Annotated in this window: 16 protein-coding genes; 10 read left to right on the top strand and 6 right to left on the bottom strand. The window is 70.8% G+C overall.

Annotation, left to right across the window (positions count from 1 at the left end; all coding sequences use genetic code 11):
• Window positions 1-117: 117 nt before the first annotated feature.
• The 5 genes from KNO15_RS11155 to KNO15_RS11135 all read left to right on the top strand — a co-directional run bounded on the left by KNO15_RS11155 (window position 118) and on the right by KNO15_RS11135 (window position 5,954).
• On the top strand, window positions 118-753 hold the full coding sequence (locus tag KNO15_RS11155) for a hypothetical protein (protein ID WP_241703794.1): 636 nt from the start codon (window positions 118-120) through the stop codon (window positions 751-753).
• Between the two features lie 254 nt (window positions 754-1,007).
• Complete coding sequence (locus KNO15_RS11150) at window positions 1,008-2,195, top strand: LLM class flavin-dependent oxidoreductase (RefSeq protein ID WP_241703793.1); 1,188 nt, start codon at window positions 1,008-1,010, stop codon at window positions 2,193-2,195.
• 28 nt (window positions 2,196-2,223) lie between these two features.
• Entirely contained in the window at window positions 2,224-2,919 is a 696-nt protein-coding gene (locus tag KNO15_RS11145) for a CE1759 family FMN reductase (protein ID WP_241703792.1), read from the top strand.
• Window positions 2,920-2,980: 61 nt separating this feature from the next.
• The gene (locus KNO15_RS11140; RefSeq protein ID WP_241703791.1) at window positions 2,981-4,396 is read left to right on the top strand and encodes a DUF2252 domain-containing protein; all 1,416 of its coding nucleotides are present in this window, start codon (window positions 2,981-2,983) and stop codon (window positions 4,394-4,396) included.
• A 79-nt stretch (window positions 4,397-4,475) separates the two neighbouring features.
• Window positions 4,476-5,954: a glycosyltransferase family 2 protein gene (locus KNO15_RS11135; protein ID WP_241703905.1), complete on the top strand. Its 1,479-nt coding sequence runs from the start codon at window positions 4,476-4,478 to the stop codon at window positions 5,952-5,954.
• Between the two features lie 33 nt (window positions 5,955-5,987).
• Here the strand turns inward: KNO15_RS11135 and KNO15_RS11130 are convergent, their stop codons facing one another.
• Window positions 5,988-6,407: an organic hydroperoxide resistance protein gene (locus KNO15_RS11130; RefSeq protein ID WP_241703790.1), complete on the bottom strand. Its 420-nt coding sequence runs from the start codon at window positions 6,405-6,407 to the stop codon at window positions 5,988-5,990.
• Window positions 6,408-6,631: 224 nt separating this feature from the next.
• Here KNO15_RS11130 and KNO15_RS11125 point away from each other — a divergent pair, with 224 nt between their 5' ends.
• Together KNO15_RS11125 and KNO15_RS11120 are read left to right on the top strand one after the other, a co-directional pair.
• Entirely contained in the window at window positions 6,632-7,471 is an 840-nt protein-coding gene (locus KNO15_RS11125; RefSeq protein ID WP_241703789.1) for a hypothetical protein, read from the top strand.
• Entirely contained in the window at window positions 7,471-7,764 is a 294-nt protein-coding gene (locus KNO15_RS11120; RefSeq protein ID WP_241703788.1) for a hypothetical protein, read from the top strand. The genes KNO15_RS11125 and KNO15_RS11120 overlap by 1 nt, the downstream gene beginning before the upstream one ends.
• Here the strand turns inward: KNO15_RS11120 and KNO15_RS11115 are convergent.
• The 4 genes from KNO15_RS11115 to KNO15_RS11100 are packed head-to-tail and all read right to left on the bottom strand — an operon-like array spanning window position 7,751 to window position 11,083.
• A complete protein-coding gene (locus KNO15_RS11115) occupies window positions 7,751-8,680 on the bottom strand; it encodes an SDR family NAD(P)-dependent oxidoreductase (protein WP_241703787.1) in 930 nt (309 codons plus the stop codon). The two genes, KNO15_RS11120 and KNO15_RS11115, sit on opposite strands and share 14 nt — an antisense overlap.
• Window positions 8,681-8,683: 3 nt before the next feature.
• The gene (locus KNO15_RS11110) at window positions 8,684-8,998 is read right to left on the bottom strand and encodes a chorismate mutase (RefSeq protein ID WP_241703786.1); all 315 of its coding nucleotides are present in this window, start codon (window positions 8,996-8,998) and stop codon (window positions 8,684-8,686) included.
• 40 nt (window positions 8,999-9,038) lie between these two features.
• Window positions 9,039-10,370 (bottom strand): permease, encoded by a 1,332-nt coding sequence (locus tag KNO15_RS11105; RefSeq protein WP_241703785.1) that lies wholly within the window; start codon window positions 10,368-10,370, stop codon window positions 9,039-9,041.
• Window positions 10,367-11,083 carry an ABC transporter ATP-binding protein gene (locus KNO15_RS11100; protein WP_241703784.1) on the bottom strand — a complete coding sequence of 239 codons (717 nt, stop codon included), beginning with the start codon at window positions 11,081-11,083 and terminating at the stop codon, window positions 10,367-10,369. The genes KNO15_RS11105 and KNO15_RS11100 overlap by 4 nt, the downstream gene beginning before the upstream one ends.
• A 169-nt stretch (window positions 11,084-11,252) precedes the next feature.
• Here KNO15_RS11100 and KNO15_RS11095 point away from each other — a divergent pair, with 169 nt between their 5' ends.
• The 3 genes from KNO15_RS11095 to KNO15_RS11085 are packed head-to-tail and all read left to right on the top strand — an operon-like array spanning window position 11,253 to window position 13,535.
• Window positions 11,253-11,759 carry a polyketide cyclase gene (locus KNO15_RS11095; protein ID WP_241703783.1) on the top strand — a complete coding sequence of 169 codons (507 nt, stop codon included), beginning with the start codon at window positions 11,253-11,255 and terminating at the stop codon, window positions 11,757-11,759.
• Window positions 11,756-12,196, top strand: coding sequence for a MarR family winged helix-turn-helix transcriptional regulator (locus KNO15_RS11090; protein WP_241703782.1), 441 nt, complete (start codon window positions 11,756-11,758; stop codon window positions 12,194-12,196). Before KNO15_RS11095 ends, KNO15_RS11090 begins: the two co-directional genes overlap by 4 nt.
• Before the next feature lie 55 nt (window positions 12,197-12,251).
• Window positions 12,252-13,535 (top strand): GNAT family N-acetyltransferase, encoded by a 1,284-nt coding sequence (locus KNO15_RS11085; RefSeq protein WP_241703781.1) that lies wholly within the window; start codon window positions 12,252-12,254, stop codon window positions 13,533-13,535.
• A gap of 88 nt (window positions 13,536-13,623) precedes the next feature.
• Here the strand turns inward: KNO15_RS11085 and KNO15_RS11080 are convergent, their stop codons facing one another.
• Window positions 13,624-14,910 carry an adenylosuccinate synthase gene (locus KNO15_RS11080; protein ID WP_241703780.1) on the bottom strand — a complete coding sequence of 429 codons (1,287 nt, stop codon included), beginning with the start codon at window positions 14,908-14,910 and terminating at the stop codon, window positions 13,624-13,626.
• Window positions 14,911-15,040: the final 130 nt, after the last annotated feature.

The raw sequence follows: 15,040 nt of genomic DNA, 5'->3' as shown, positions 1-15,040 counted from the left end.
TATTGAGGCAGATGCTACCCTCTTCTCGTTAACACGTCATCCAGCTCTGAAGGCGCCGAGCTTCGCCCGGACAAAGCGAGAAGCGAACGCAAGCGCAGAGCGATCGAGGAGAATTCCATGAACACCCCCACCCCCGCCCCCACCAATACGGCGCCCGAACCGGCCACTCGGCACGGAGTCGACCGACGGACGATCATGAAGAGCGCCGCATGGGCCGTGCCGGCCATCGCGGTCAGTGCGGCCTCCCCCGCGGCCGCGGTGTCCACCCCCACCCCTCCGCCCGGCCCGGGCCCGGCCGCGTCCGTCACCGTGCGGTCCACGCGAAACTCCAGCTGGAGCTGGAAGACCGCTGTCGCCAACATCGGCAACTACCTGCAGGGCATCGTCATCGACGTGCGAGACGCCAAAGGCGCGCCCGTCCCCAACGCCACCGTCAACCTCGTCCTGACCAAGAACTGGAGCACCAACGAGTCGCCTCAGGGCAACATGTGGTTCGTGCAGGACCCCCGGATGCGATCGGTCGACGCGGGCGGCCCCCTGTACGACGACGGCAAGGACATCTTGCTGGTACTCAACACGGACGCCGTCGGCCAGATCAACCTGGATGGATACCTCCGAATCGGTCGCACCTCCCGAACCAAGGGCAAGACGCTGCACGTCACCGTCGCCGCCTCCGACGGCAAGCGGCCCTATGTCCAGCAGGTCATCTACGGCATGTCGAAAGCCACCGACAGCGGCGTGCACATCGCCTAGCACCGCGCAGTCCGTCCTCTGGCCTGCGTGAGGCGCCGCCGACGCGACGCCATCGGGGTGAGTGCCGGGCAGGGAACGATTCCCTGCCCGGCACTCACCTTTTTCTGCGCCCGGTCGATGGCGCGCGAGCGCGCGATACAGCGGCCGCCCGAAGACTCCCATGCGGCATCCTGAAGGGACGCGGAATATCCGCACGGTCCGATTGTTATATGCGTTTGCATAGATACGGCGAGAACGAACCTGAGGAGCCAGCAATGCAGTACGGAATCTTCTCCGTCAGCGACATCACCCGCGACCCGGTGTCCGGTGAGACCCCGAGCGAGGCGGAGCGCATCGACGCGATCGTGAAGATCGCCACCCACGCCGAGGAGGTCGGCCTCGACGTCTTCGCGATCGGCGAGCACCACAACCCGCCGTTCTTCTCGTCGTCGCCGACGACCCTGCTGGCGCACATCGCGGCACTCACCGAGCGCCTGATCGTCACGACCTCCACGACCCTCATCACGACGAACGACCCGGTGCGGCTCGCCGAGGAGTACGCGATGCTCCAGCACCTGTCGAAGGGCCGCATGGACCTCATGCTCGGCCGGGGCAACACCGGCCCGGTATACCCGTGGTTCGGCCAGGACATCCGCCAGAGCCTGCCGCTGGCGCTCGAGAACTACAACCTCCTGCACCGCCTGTGGCACGAGGACGTCGTCGACTGGGAGGGCCGGTTCCGCACTCCGCTACAGGGCTTCACCTCGACGCCGCGCCCGCTCGACGACGTGCCGCCGTTCGTGTGGCACGGCAGCATCCGCACGCCGGAGATCGCCGAGCAGGCCGCCTACTACGGCAACGGCTTCTTCGCGAACAACATCTTCTGGCCCAAGGAGCACTACCAGCGTCTGATCGCCTTCTACCGCGAGCGCTTCGAGCACTACGGCCACGGCACCGCCAAGCAGGCGATCGTCGGGCTCGGCGGCCAGGCCTACATCGCCAAGAACTCGCAGGACGCCAAGAACGAGTTCCGCCCGTACTTCAATGAGGCCCCGGTCTACGGCAACGGCCCGACGATGGAGGAGTTCACCGACGCGACGCCGCTCACGGTCGGCAGCCCGCAGGAGGTCATCGACAAGACGCTCGGCTTCCGCGAGTGGGCGGGCGACTACCAGCGCCAGCTCTTCCTGATGGACCACGCGGGACTGCCGCTGAAGACCGTGCTCAAGCAGCTGGACCTGCTCGGCGAGGAGGTCGTGCCCGTGCTCCGCAAGGAGACGGAGGCCCGCAAGGACCCGGAGACCCCGGAGGCCCCCACCCACGACTCGCTCGTCCGCGCCAAGTACGGCGACGCCGCACCGCGCCAGCCGCGGCCGAACGCCAACCGCGGCGACAACGTCACCGGCGCCTCGCCGTACCAGGACTCGGCCGACGAGTTCCAGGCCGAGTACCCGGCCCTCTGAGCAGCAGCACATCCGAGAGAAGGACATCATGACCAGCACCGACCCGCGGCCCTTCCGCGTCGTCGTCGTCAACGCGGGCGTCAGCGACCCGTCGTCCACCAAGATGCTCGCCGACCGGCTCAGCCTGCGCGTGGAGGCGGTAGCCCAGCGCGACGGCCGCACCGTCGAGACGCAGCACCTCGACCTGCGCGAGCTGCTGCCCGAGCTGTCGGGGGCCCTGGCCTCCGGGCACCTGGGGCCGAGGTTCACCGCGGCGATCGAGAAGCTGGCGGCGGCCGACGGGATCATCGCGACGGCTCCGGTCTACAAGGCGGGGCCGAGCGGACTCTTCACGTCGTTCTTCCAGGTACTCGACAACGACCTGCTGATCGCCAAGCCTGTCGTGCTGGGTGCGACGGCGGGGACCGCCAGGCACGCCCTGGTCGTCGACGAGCAGATGCGGTCGATGTTCGCCTTCCTCCGCACGATGACCGCCCCGACGTCGGTCTTCGCCGCGACGGAGGACTGGCAGGACAACTCCCTCGGCAAGCGCATCGACCGCGCCGCGCGCGAGCTCGTCGTGCTCATGGAGACCGGTGTGGAGGCCCGGATCAAGGACGCGTCCTGGGACAGCTACCAGCACGAGTTCGGATCCGCCGGCGGAAACGAGCTCGGCATCGACCTGGGCTCCGACCTGATGCGGCTGGCGGCAGGCGGCACGCTGGGAGGCCCGGCGAACAGCTGACGTGCCGGCGGTGCTCCTCCCCCTAGGCTTGTGACACGCGAGCCCAGGGAGGAGCACCGCAGTGGCTGCTGAAGAGGGTCATCTCCGGTTCGAGCACGAGGCGATCCGGAGCGCCGCCGAACTGTACCGCGCCGGCAAGGACGCGCGCTCCCGCGTTCCGCGCAGCGCCCACGGCGTGTACTCGCCCGCGGGCGATCGTGACCCTGTCGGCGTCCTCAAGCGGCAGCACGAGCACAGGGTCGCGGAGCTCATCCCGCTGCGCCTGGAGCGGATGACGGCGAACCCGTTCGCGTTCTACCGCGGATCAGCTGCCATCCAGGCCGTGGATCTGAGCCGGGAGCCGCGGACCGGCGTCGACGTGACGATCTGCGGCGACGCGCACGTGGCGAACTTCGGGATCTACGCGTCACCGGAGCGCAGCCTCGTGTTCGACCTCAACGACTTCGACGAGTCCGCGTACGGGCCCTGGGAATGGGACGTGAAGCGCTTCGTCACGAGTGTGGTGCTCGCCGCCCGGCAGACGGGATTCGACGAGGAGAAGGTCAGGGCGGTCACGCTGGAAGCGGCGGCCGCATACCGCACGGGGCTCCGGCAGATGACCCGGCTGGGACTGCTGGATCGCTACTACCTCCGCGCGGACGTGAACAAGGGCCGGCGCGATCTCACCTCCCAGCAGGTGCTCGACCGCGCGATCGAGGCCGCAGCGCGGCGCACGTCCGCGCGAGTCGTGAGGAAGATCACGCGCGTCGCGGCCGACGGGGCCGTGACGATCGTGGAGAACCCTCCGGTGCTGGCCCACGTGCCGGAGGCGACCGAGCAGAACGTGCTCGAGATCACCCGCGCGTACCTCAGCACCGTCCCCTCCGACATCGCCGTGCTGCTGTCGCAGTATGTGGCGACCGATGCCGCGCGCCGGGTCGTCGGCGTCGGGAGCGTGGGAACGCGCTGCTACATCATCGTCCTCACCGGGCCGGCGGGCGAGCCGCTCGTGCTGCAGGTGAAGGAGGCGGCCGAGTCCGTCGCGGTCGAGTTCGGCGGCGCCACCGCCGGACGCTCGCCCGTGTTCGACGACCACACCCACGACGACGAGCACGGCCACCGGGTCGTCGGCAACCAGCGCGTCCTCCAGGCGGTCAGCGATCCGTTCCTCGGGTACGCCACGCTGGACGGGCACGCGTTCTATATCCGGCAGTTCCGCGACCGGAACGTGTCGATCGACACCGAGACGCTCGGGTTCCGGCCGTTCGCCGAGTACGTCGATGCGTGCGGCACGGTCCTCGCACGCGCCCACGCGCAGTCCCCCGGCGCCGCCTTCATCGCCGGCTACCTCGGAAGCGGAACGAAATTCGACATCGCCGTGACCGAGTGGGCCCTCTCGTACGCCGACCAGGCACAGGCCGACTACCGGACGGTTCAGCAGGCGGTCGCGAACGGCGAGTTCGCGGCGGCAGCACCCGGCGCCGCGGTCCCCGCGTAGACGCCGGAACGACCCTCGGGGGCAGAACCCCCGAGTATTGTGTGGGAGGACGGAGGGGAGCCGTGTGGACGTGCTGAGCGTGCTGGAGTGGATCGGCGTCGTGGTATGCCTGATCCTCGCCCTCAGCGGGCTGATCCCCGTGATCGCGGCAGCCTCGACATTCGTGGTGATCCCGTTCCACGCGTGGATCAACCACTACAAGAAAGCGGCGCCCTACCTCCCCCGCGTCGCCATCATCGTCCCCGCGTGGAACGAGGGGGCCGTGATCGGGGCCTCCATCGATCGGCTGATGAGCCTCGACTACCCGCGGGATGCTCTGCGCATCTACGTCGTCGACGACGCCAGCACGGACGCGACGCCCGACGTCGTGCGGAGCCGCGCCGAACAGTATCCCGGCAGCGTCTTCCTGCTGCGCCGCGAACAAGGCGGCCAGGGCAAGGCCCACACGCTGAACCACGGCATCGAGCGCGTCCTCGCCGAAGACTGGATGGAGGCGCTCCTGATCATGGACGCCGACGTCATCTACCTGCCGGACTCGCTGCGTCGGATGACCCGGCACCTGGCCGACCCGGAGGTCGGAGCGGTGTCCGCGTACATCCGCGAGGGCAGCAGCGACCGCAACTACCTCACCAAGTTCGTCAGCGTCGAGTACGTGCTCTCTCAGCCCGCCGCGCGCCGCGCGCAGAACGTCCTCGGCGCGCAGGCGTGTCTGGCGGGCGGCGCCCAGCTGCACACGCGCGAGAACCTGGTCGCCCTCGGCGGCCGCGTCGACACCTCCACCCTCGCCGAGGACACGATCACGACGTTCGAGACCCAGCTGCACGGCAAGAAGGTCGTCTTCGAACCGCACGCGCACGTCCTCGCCGAGGAGCCGCGCGCGGTCGACGCCCTGTGGAAGCAGCGGCTGCGCTGGGCGCGCGGCAACGTCTCCGTCACGTCGCGCTACTCGAAGATCTGGTTCCGCCCGTCCAAGGTTCACCACCTCGGAGCGTGGACGTTCGGCATCGTCTGGTTCAGCCTGTGGCTGCTTCCGCTCATCATGGTGACCTCGGCCATCGGCCTCGCCGGACTGCTGTTCCTGCAGAACGGACTCGCGACCTCGGTCTTCCGGGTGCTCTGGATCTCCGCAGCGCTCGCCTACCTGTTCGTGCTGGTACTGGGATCGCTGACCGACGCCAGGACCAGCAAGCGCGAGCTGGGGCACATCCTGCTGTTCCCCGGGATCATCAACATGCTCGTGATGATCACGGCCCTCTTCCCCCCGCTCACGCTGGTCTGGCTGCCCGGGCTGTTCGGGATCACGCTCAGCACCGCCGCGCTGTTCATCCTGACGCTCGCGATCTACATCTGGATCCCGTTCTCGATGGTCGTCGCCTGGCTCGCGCGGCGTGCGGAGCGAACCCGAGCCGGGCGGTGGCTCGCGCCCGCCCTCATCTATCTGGCGGGTTACGGGTCGCTGCTGTGCGCGATCACCTTCGACTCCTACCTCAAGGAGCTGGCGGGCGCCGAGGCCCGCTGGGACAAGACCGAGAAGGTCGGCCGCGTCGCAGCGGGCTGAGGTCGGCCGGGGTGAGACCGACGGCTCGCGGGGCTAGTCGACCAGCGTGAGCCGGACGGGGACGTTGCCCCGGGTGGCGTTGGAGTACGGGCAGACGTGGTGCGCCTTCTCCATCGTCTGCTCGGCCAGCTCGCGTCCGAGTCGCGGCAGGTACACGACGAGCTCGATCTCGAGGCCGTAGCCGCCCTCGCCGTTCGCGCCGATGCCCACGCTCGCGGAGACGGCGGCATCGGTGGTGTCGAGCTTGTCGGCGCGCCCGACGGCATGGATGGCGCTCAGGAAGCACGCGGCGAAGCCGGCCGCGAACAGCTGCTCCGGGTTGGTGCCCTCCCCCGAGCCTCCGAGCTCACGCGGCGGTCGGGTCGGGAGGTCGATCAGGTCGCCCTCGCTGCGGACGTGGCCGTCGCGTCCGCCTCCCGAGGCGTGTGCAATGGCGGTGTAAGCGATATCCATGCCGCTCAGCCCACTCCAGCGTTCTGAGCGTGCGCTGGGAGGTCCGAGCGAGGGCGGGTGTATGGGCGGGTGACCGGGATCGTGGCGTGCCCGGCGGGAACCGTCGGTTCCGGTAGCGTTGCAGCGGACGCCCACTCCCGACCGTGGTCGTCCGAGCGCCTCGAGACGCCCGAGCAGTCCCGCCGCGCACCGCCCGTCCCGTACCGCCCACTCGAGGAGTGCTCGTGCCGTTGAGTCGCGCTGCTTTCGCCGCTGTGATCGTCGCCGCCGCCGTCGTCGGCGGTGGCCTCGCCGGGGCGGGGGGAGCCGCGCTCGCGGGGACCGCCGCCTCCTCGAACGCGGCCGGCGACGGTTCGGGGGCCACGCGCGGTGCGACGGGCGCGAAGGGGGATGCGGGCGCAACCGGAGCGACCGGAGCCGCAGGCGCTGCAGGTGCCGCCGGAGCGGCAGGCGCCACCGGAGCGGCAGGCGCCACCGGAGCTGCGGGTACAGCAGGCGCCAGGGGTGCCACCGGCGAGACCGGCGAGACCGGCCGCACAGGAGCGACGGGAGCAGCCGGAGCAGCAGGTGCCACCGGCGCCACCGGCCCGGCGGGGGCACCCGGAGCAGCGGGCCCGGCGGGCGCGACCGGCCCAGCGGGCGCCATCGGCGCCCCCGGTCCTCAGGGCGCGATGGGCCCCGCAGGGCTGGACGCCCCCACGGCTCTGCTCTCGTGCACGAACACGCAGTCGGTCGTCACCAACATCTCCGGCGTCGTCATCCCCCTCGGAAGCTGCCTCACAGCGGGGACGAACGCGCCGGTTCAATCCGGGAACGCGATGGTCGCGAGCACGACCGGCGTCTACGCGATCACCTTCTCGGCCCAGCTCTCGGGCGACCAGGCGACAGCCGCCTTCAGCGTCGACGGTCTCCCGGTCATCGGAGGCACGCGGTCGTTCGCCAGCGGATCGACCGAGTTCACCGTCTACCGGACGCTGGCCGCCGGAAGCGTGGTGCAGGCGTTCCTGAGCAACGACGTTCCGAGCACGATCCAGACCATCCTCACACTCAGGAAGGTGGCCTGATGAAGGTCCGCGGACTGATCCAGAGCAGCCAGACGCAGGAGCTCACCGCGGAGGCGGACGACGCCGCCACGGCGCGGGAGCTCGTCGAGGCCCAGGTGCCGGAGGGGAGCGAGCTCATCCAGGTGCACAATGCGATGCCGCGCGGAGGTCGCGTGATCGCCACCGCCATCGTGCGCCCGACCGCCGTCACCGAGATCGAGGCGGACGGCCCCGACTACGTCTCAGCGCGCGACGCGCTTCGGGCCGCCGTCCCGGACGGCCAGCGACTCCTGTCGATCGTCATCGAGGACTGACCGGGAACGGCTGATCCGCCGCCGCCTCCAGCAGCGGCCACAGCCGGGCCCCCGTGCGCGGCGAGCGCGAGCTGCGCGTCGGGTGCGCGTGGGTCGGGAGGCCCTTGGTGCGGCCGACCGGGCCGAGGTAGTCCTCCCCGGTGATGCCGGGGTCGAGCACCGCCCTGACCGGCGCCCAGGCACCGTGGTCCTTGCCCTGAGACCAGGCCGCCTGGAGGTTGTCCGCGAAACGCTTCGCCCGCGTCGGCTGGTTGACCCCTCGCACGCCCGGCGTGCGACCGGAACTCGAGTAGCCGGGATGGACGACGATGCTCGTGACGCCGCTCCCTGCCGCTCGGAGCCGGCGCTCGAGCTCGAAGCCGAACGCCTGGGCGGCGATCTTCGAGCCGGCGTAGGCGCGCCACGACGTGTAGCCGCGCTCCAGCTGCAGGTCGTCCAGGCGCAGCCGCGAGAGCCGTGTCGCGAGGGAGCCGAGCGTCACGAGCCGTGCCCCTTCGGTGGCCTCCAGCACCGGGAGGGCGCGGGCGACCAGCCGGAAGTGACCCAGCACGTTCGTCGCGAGGACGAGCTCGTTGCCGTACTCGTCCGTGCGGCGCTCGCGCGGCGCGTGCACCATTCCGGCGTTGAGCACCAGGGCGTCGACCCTGCCGCGTTCGAGGAGCATCGCCGCCTGCGCGTCGATCGACCGGCGGTCCGTCACGTCCAGCGGGGTGGCCTCCACCCGTGCCCCCGGAACGCGACGACGGATGGCCGAGACCGCGGCCTCCGCCCGCTCAGGGTCTCTGCAGGCCAGCACGACCCGGGCGCCGGCTCTGGCGAGCTGCTCTCCGGTGAAGTAGCCGACTCCGGAGTTGCCTCCCGTGATGACGACCGTGCGACCGTGCGCGTCGGGAAGCTCCGCCGGATCCCAGGCCACGCCTCAGCGCCCGTTCTCTGACGCGATGCGCTCGTGGTGGTGGATGACCTCTGCGACGATGAAGCCCAGGAACTTCTCGGCGAAGGCGGGATCGAGATGGCTCTCCTCCGCCAGCACCCTGAGCCGCTGGATCTGCTCCCGCTCCCGCTCCGGATCGGCGGGAGGCAGCCCGTGCTCCGCCTTGAGCGCCCCCACCTGCTGGGTGAACTTGAATCGCTCGGCGAGCATGTGGATGACGGCCGCGTCGATGTTGTCGATGCTCTGCCGGATGCTCCCGAGACGCTCCAGCGCCTCGGCGGTCGACTCGTTCTCAGCCATGCTCCGACCCTACCGGGCCGGAGCACGGCCCGAGCACTGTTCAGAGCGTCGGAGACGTCTCCGCCAGCACGTGCTTCAGCACCGGGCGCGTCGCGCGCAGCGCCGCCCACACCAGCAGGACGCCGGCTGCCAGGCAGGCGGCCACCATGAGCAGTGTGAGCGGTGCGACCAGGAGGCTCAGGCCCGCGAGCGGGAACACCACGATCGCCGCGGTGAGCGCGGAGCCGATCGTCGTCACGCGGAGCGGCGACATCACGGCACGCGACCGTGCCGCGTCCATCTCCCCGACAGGCATGCCGATGCGGTCGAGGCTGACGTAGAGATCGCGGCGGTCGAGCACGGCGGCGGCCTGGTTCACCCCCGCAGAGCAGGCGACCATCAGGAACGACACGATCACCGTGACGACGACACCCGTGCGGATGTCGGCGAGCAGCGTCCGGCTCTGGTCGTCGCCTCCGTCGCCCGCCATCCCGAGGATCCCCACCCCGACGCCCGCGAAGACAGCCATGAAGCTCGTCATCGCGACACCCGACACCTGGCGCCACGCGGCCTTCGGCGATTCGAGCACGGCCCGGGCGGCGAGCAGCCTGCGTGCGGTCGCGGCTCGGCGCGCCTGCCCGGAGGCGATCTTCCGGAGCACCCACGGTCCCACGAGGTTGAGGACGGCGATCGAGCCGCCGAAGCCGATCCCGAGCACCGTCAGCACGACGAGCGCTCCGTCGAAGACCTGCAGGGCGCCCATGACCAGGTAGGTGGCGGCGACCACGACGACGGCGATCAGGGCGCGGATCCAGTGCACCCGCGGTGCGGCCTGCCTGGTCCGCACGCCCAGGGGCGACACGACGACGCTGCGCAGCCCGAGCGCGGCGCTCGCCGCGGCGAGCACCGCGACGCCCAGCGCGGCCAGCGCGACCCCGCCGGGCTGGAGGGCGGCCGCTGCGCCGAGCGGCTCACCCCGGAACGGGATCAGCCCGACGAGCGGGGCGACCGGCAGGTACAGCACGACCCCGGCGATCGTGCCGACGACGGCGAGCCCTGTCGACTCGATGACGGTGAGGGCGGCCACCATCGTCGGCGACGCGCCGAGGAGCCGCAGCCCAGCGAGTCGGTCGTCGCGGCGGCGGGCGGAGAGTCGCGCAGCTGAGCCTCCGAGGCCCACGAGCGGCACGACGAGCAGAGCGAGTGCGATGACCGCGAGCGCTTGATAGACGAACGCGTCGCCGTCCCGCCACGAGAAGAAGGCCTGGGCGCCTCCCGCGACGACGAGCAGCAGCAGGGACGACACCGCGAACGCGATGACGGGGAGCAGCACCGTCGACCGGTCGTCGGCGCCGCGGCGTGCGAACAGCCAGGCGACCCGGAGCGTGGTCATCGGGTGACCGCCTCGTCGACGATGCGTCCGTCGGACAGCTTGAGGACCCGGCCGCACTGCCGCGCGACCTCGTCGTCGTGGGTCACGACCACGAGGGAGCGCCCGTTGCCGGTGGTGGAGGCGATCAGGGCCGCCATGACCTCCGCCGATGTGCTGGAGTCCAGCGCCCCGGTCGGTTCGTCGGCGAACACCACCGACGCGCCGGTCACCTGGGAGCGGGCGATCGCGACGCGCTGGGCCTGACCGCCGGAGAGCTCGCCGATCCGGCGCGCCTCCATCCCGCCGAGGCCCAGACGGCCCAGCCACTCGGCGGCCGCCACCTCGGCGGTCGGGCGCGGCGTGCCCGAGAGCATCAGAGGGAGGGCGACGTTCTCGACGGCGGTCAGCTCGGGGAGGAGCAGGCCCTGCTGGAACACGAAGCCGAACGCCTCGCGGCGCAGTCGGGACCTCCCCGACTCGCCGAGGGCCGTCACGTCGACGGGGCCGGTCGGCGTGTTCAGCACGACCGCGCCCGAATCCGGCTTCACGATCCCGGCCAGGCAGTGCAGAAGGGTGGTCTTGCCCGAGCCGGAGGCCCCCATGATCGCGACCGACTCACCCGCGGCGATGCGGAAGTCGACACCGCCGAGGGCGACGGCCGAACCGTAGGCCTTGGTGAGGGCGGAAGCGTGGAGCACGGGGTGGGTGGCGTAAGCGTCGGGTGAAGCTGTCATGGTCTCCAGCCTGGATGCGGGCGGCGGGCCTCCGCGTCCGGCGCAGGCACGATTCCAGGCGCCGCGCGTCATCCGCTGGAGGTGGTCCCGCGGTACGAGCGGGGGTTGTGCTATCACGCGATCCGATTTACTCTATGCATAGATTATCTACGCACAGCGAAAGGTGACGATGATGTGGAGCACAGCAGAGACCGCCGAGACCGGGGCGTCGCGCGAGGCCGTCTGGGAGGCCGTGCGCGACCTCCACACCGGCGACCTCACCTACCCCGGCGCCGACCGGTTCGAACTTCACGGGCCGTTCTCGGTCGGGACCGAGCTGACGGTCACGCCCGAGAGCCAGGACCCGATCCGTTCGCGCATCGTCGAGCTCGTCGCCGGACGCACCTACGCCGATGTCACCGAGTTCGACGGCGTGCGGCTGACGTTCCGCTACGACCTCGACGACCTCGACGACCTCGACGACCTCGACGAGGGGACCTCCGTGCGCTACTCTCTGACGATCGACGGGGCGGACGCCGACACGGTGGGGCCGGAGCTCGGCCCCCAGATCAGCGCCGACTTCCCGGGGTCGCTCGCCGCGCTCCTGGCGGAGGCGGTGCGCCGCGCCGACGAGAGGGACGACACGGACGACACGGGCCACGCTCCGGCGGGCGACCCGGCCACACTGGACGGATGACCGACTTCCCCGAAGGGCCGGCGACCAGCCCGGGATTCCTGCTGTGGCATGCCACCCTGCGCTGGCAGCGGGCCATGGCGGACGCGCTGCGTCTGCACGACCTGACCCACGCGCAGTTCGTGCTGCTGGCCTCCACCTGGTGGTCGAACGGCCACGACGAGCTGCCCAGCCAGTCGCGGTTGTCCGAGCTCACCGGCTCCGACCCGCGCATGACCTCGGAGGTCGTGCGCCGGCTGGCGGCGAAAGGGCTGCTCGAACGCGAACAGGACCCCTCCGACAGCCGGGCGAAGGTGCTGCGCGTCACGCCGGCGGGCGCAGCGGCCGCCGTCGCGGCGATCCGCTCGGTGGAGGCGGCCGACGCGACGTTCTTCGGGCCGGCGGCGACAGCGGCCCCCGATGCACTGCTGCCGATCCTGCACGCGCTCGCGGAGCGGTGACCGCCGGCCCGGCGGCGGCTGGCCGGGCGTCGCACCCTCCCGATAGCGTGGGGGCATGACCGAGACACACCTCACCGCACCCGTGGACGAGCGCTCGAAGGGAGCCCTGGCCGACTCCGGCCTCCGACTTTCACTCGTCGACCCCGCCGACGCTGCCGCCCTCGACGCGTGGATCATCGCCGACTTCCGCGGGTTCCACGGCCGGCGACCCACCGAGGAGGTGCTCGAGGAGGCCCGCGGCAACTTCGGCGGCCGCCGCACCACCGCCGTCTACGACGACGGCGTCAGCACCCCGGTCGGGACCGTCAACTCATGGGTCGCTCCGCTCACCGTGCCGGGTGGAGCCGCGCTCGAGGCCTGGGCGATCAGCTCGGTCACGGTCGCGCCGACGCACCGCCGCCGCGGGATCGCGACCGCGCTGCTCGGCGCAGAGCTGCGCACCGCGCACGCGCTGGGAGTCCCCGCCGCGATCCTCACCGTGTCGGAGTCCACGATCTACGGGCGCTGGGGCTTCGGCCCCGCCACCTTCGCCACCGGCTGGAGCATCGATGCGAAGCGGGTCCGCTGGGCAGGAGCGCCGACGCCGGGGCGCCTGTCGTTCACGACGCCGGAGGAGTACCGCGAGACGGGCTACGCCGTGCTGGCGGAGACCATGGCCTCCCGGGCCGGTGAAATCGGGCTGGAGCCGTACCTCGCCGACCGCCTCATCGGACCGCTGAAGGGCGACGAGGATGGCGACCGCCGGCTGCTCGTCCGCTACGACTCGCCGGAAGGGCGGCCGGAGGGCTTCGTGAGCTACGTCGTGCGCGGCGGCGAGGAGGACTTCTCGCGCCACGTGGTGGAGGTCGGCTACCTGGCCGCGGCCACCGACGCAGCTCTGACGGCGCTGTGGCGCTTCCTCCTCGAGCTCGACCTCGTCGCCGAGGTGAAGGCGTGGACGCGCGGCGTCGACGAGCCCGTGCAGCTGCTGGTGCAGGACATCCGCGGGGCCCGGCTCACCAGCGTTCAGGACCACCTGTGGGTGCGCATCCTCGACGTTCCGGCAACCCTGACCTCCCGCCGCTACGAGAGCGACGGCGACCTGGTGCTGGAGGTCACGGACGAACTCGGTTTCGCCGGCGGCCGCTACCGGGTCATCGTCGAAGACGGCGAGGCCAGGGTCGAATCGACGGCCGACGCGCCGGACGTGACGCTCCCGGTCGAGTCGCTCGGCAGCGTCTACCTCGGACACGACCTGGCGCGCGGCCTCGCGCTCGCGGGCCGCATCCACGGCGACGCGGACGCGCTCGACCGGTTGTTCCGCACGGCGGTGCCGCCGCGGCTGAGCACGTGGTTCTGACGCCGAGGGGCACGTAAACGCCCCCAAAAGGGCGTTTTAGGGGCGTTTGCGTGCCCCTCGGCGAAACACCCCCACGCGGACGCGCCCCTCAGTCGACGAGGTCGTGGCGCACGACGATCTCGTCGCGGGCCGGGCCGACGCCGATCGCGGAGATGCGGGCTCCGGAGATGGCCTCCAGGGCGAGCACATAGTCCTGCGCGTTCTTCGGGAGGTCGTCGAAGGTGCGCGCACCGCTGATGTCCTCCGTCCAGCCGGGGAACTCCTCGTAGATCGGCAGCGCATGGTGGAAGTCGCTCTGCGAGGAGGGGACCTCGTCGTGGCGCACGCCGTCGACATCGTAGGCGACGCAGACCGGGATGCGCTCGATGCCGGTGAGGGTGTCGAGCTTGGTGAGCACGAAGTCGGTGACGCCGTTGATGCGGGCGGTGTAGCGGGCGACGGGCGCGTCGTACCAGCCGGTGCGGCGGGGGCGACCGGTGGTGGTGCCGAACTCGAAGCCGCGCTCGCGCAGGAACTCGCCCCACTCGTCGAACAGCTCGGTCGGGAAGGGACCGGCGCCGACGCGCGTGGTGTAGGCCTTCACGATGCCGATGACGCGGTCGATGCGGTTGGGCCCGATGCCCGATCCGGTCGCGGCGCCGCCCGCGGTCGAGTTGGAGGAGGTGACGAACGGGTAGGTGCCGTGATCGACGTCGAGCATGGTGGCCTGACCGCCCTCGAACAGCACGTACTTGCCGTCCTCCAGCGCCTCGTTCAACAGCAGCGACGAGTCGACCACCATGGGCCGCAGCCGCTCGGCGTAGCTCAGCAGGTCTTCGACGACCTCGTCGACGCCGATCGCGCGGCGGTTGTAGACCTTCACCAGCAGGTGGTTCTTCTGGTCGAGGGCGCCCTCCACCTTCTGCCGCAGGATGTTCTCGTCGAAGAGGTCCTGGATGCGGATGCCGACGCGGTTGATCTTGTCGGCGTAGGTCGGGCCGATGCCCCGGCCGGTGGTGCCGATCTGCCGCTTGCCGAGGAACCGCTCCGTGACCTTGTCGATCGTGCGGTGGTACTGCGTGATCACGTGCGCGTTCGAGCTGACCTTGAGCCGCGACACGTCGACGCCGCGCGCGATGAGCCCGTCGAGCTCCTGGAACAGCACCTCGAGATCGACGACGACGCCGTTGGCGATGACGGGCGTGACACCGTCGGTCAGGATGCCGGACGGCAGCAGGTGCAGCGCGTACTTCTCGTCGCCGACGACGACCGTGTGCCCGGCGTTGTTGCCGCCGTTGAACTTGACGACGTAGTCGATGCGGCTGCCGAGCAGGTCGGTCGCTTTGCCTTTGCCTTCGTCGCCCCACTGGGCGCCGATGATCACGATCGCGGGCACGTTTCGTCCTCTCGATGGTCGGGAGCGCGTCGGCGCCTCGCGGACGACCGTCGCACTCGATCCTATCGCGACCCGTTTGCGGGGAGACCGACGGGCGTCAAGTTGATCTTGACGCCCGTCCATCGTCAAC

It is taken from the genome of Leifsonia shinshuensis, assembly GCF_022606355.1.
Taxonomy (GTDB): domain Bacteria; phylum Actinomycetota; class Actinomycetes; order Actinomycetales; family Microbacteriaceae; genus Leifsonia; species Leifsonia shinshuensis_B.
Note: the sequence above shows the minus strand (reverse complement) of the source record. Positions and strands in the feature narration are given on the sequence as shown.

Bases quoted from the DNA above. Each gene is read 5' to 3' on its own strand.
- KNO15_RS11155 (WP_241703794.1), top strand. From the start codon at position 118: ATGAACACCCCCACCCCCGCCCCCACCAATACGGCGCCCGAACCGGCC.
- KNO15_RS11150 (WP_241703793.1), top strand. From the start codon at position 1,008: ATGCAGTACGGAATCTTCTCCGTCAGCGACATCACCCGCGACCCGGTG.
- KNO15_RS11145 (WP_241703792.1), top strand. From the start codon at position 2,224: ATGACCAGCACCGACCCGCGGCCCTTCCGCGTCGTCGTCGTCAACGCG.
- KNO15_RS11130 (WP_241703790.1), bottom strand. From the start codon at position 6,407: ATGGATATCGCTTACACCGCCATTGCACACGCCTCGGGAGGCGGACGC.
- KNO15_RS11120 (WP_241703788.1), top strand. From the start codon at position 7,471: ATGAAGGTCCGCGGACTGATCCAGAGCAGCCAGACGCAGGAGCTCACC.
- KNO15_RS11110 (WP_241703786.1), bottom strand. From the start codon at position 8,998: ATGGCTGAGAACGAGTCGACCGCCGAGGCGCTGGAGCGTCTCGGGAGC.
- KNO15_RS11105 (WP_241703785.1), bottom strand. From the start codon at position 10,370: ATGACCACGCTCCGGGTCGCCTGGCTGTTCGCACGCCGCGGCGCCGAC.
- KNO15_RS11100 (WP_241703784.1), bottom strand. From the start codon at position 11,083: ATGACAGCTTCACCCGACGCTTACGCCACCCACCCCGTGCTCCACGCT.
- KNO15_RS11095 (WP_241703783.1), top strand. From the start codon at position 11,253: ATGATGTGGAGCACAGCAGAGACCGCCGAGACCGGGGCGTCGCGCGAG.
- KNO15_RS11090 (WP_241703782.1), top strand. From the start codon at position 11,756: ATGACCGACTTCCCCGAAGGGCCGGCGACCAGCCCGGGATTCCTGCTG.
- KNO15_RS11085 (WP_241703781.1), top strand. From the start codon at position 12,252: ATGACCGAGACACACCTCACCGCACCCGTGGACGAGCGCTCGAAGGGA.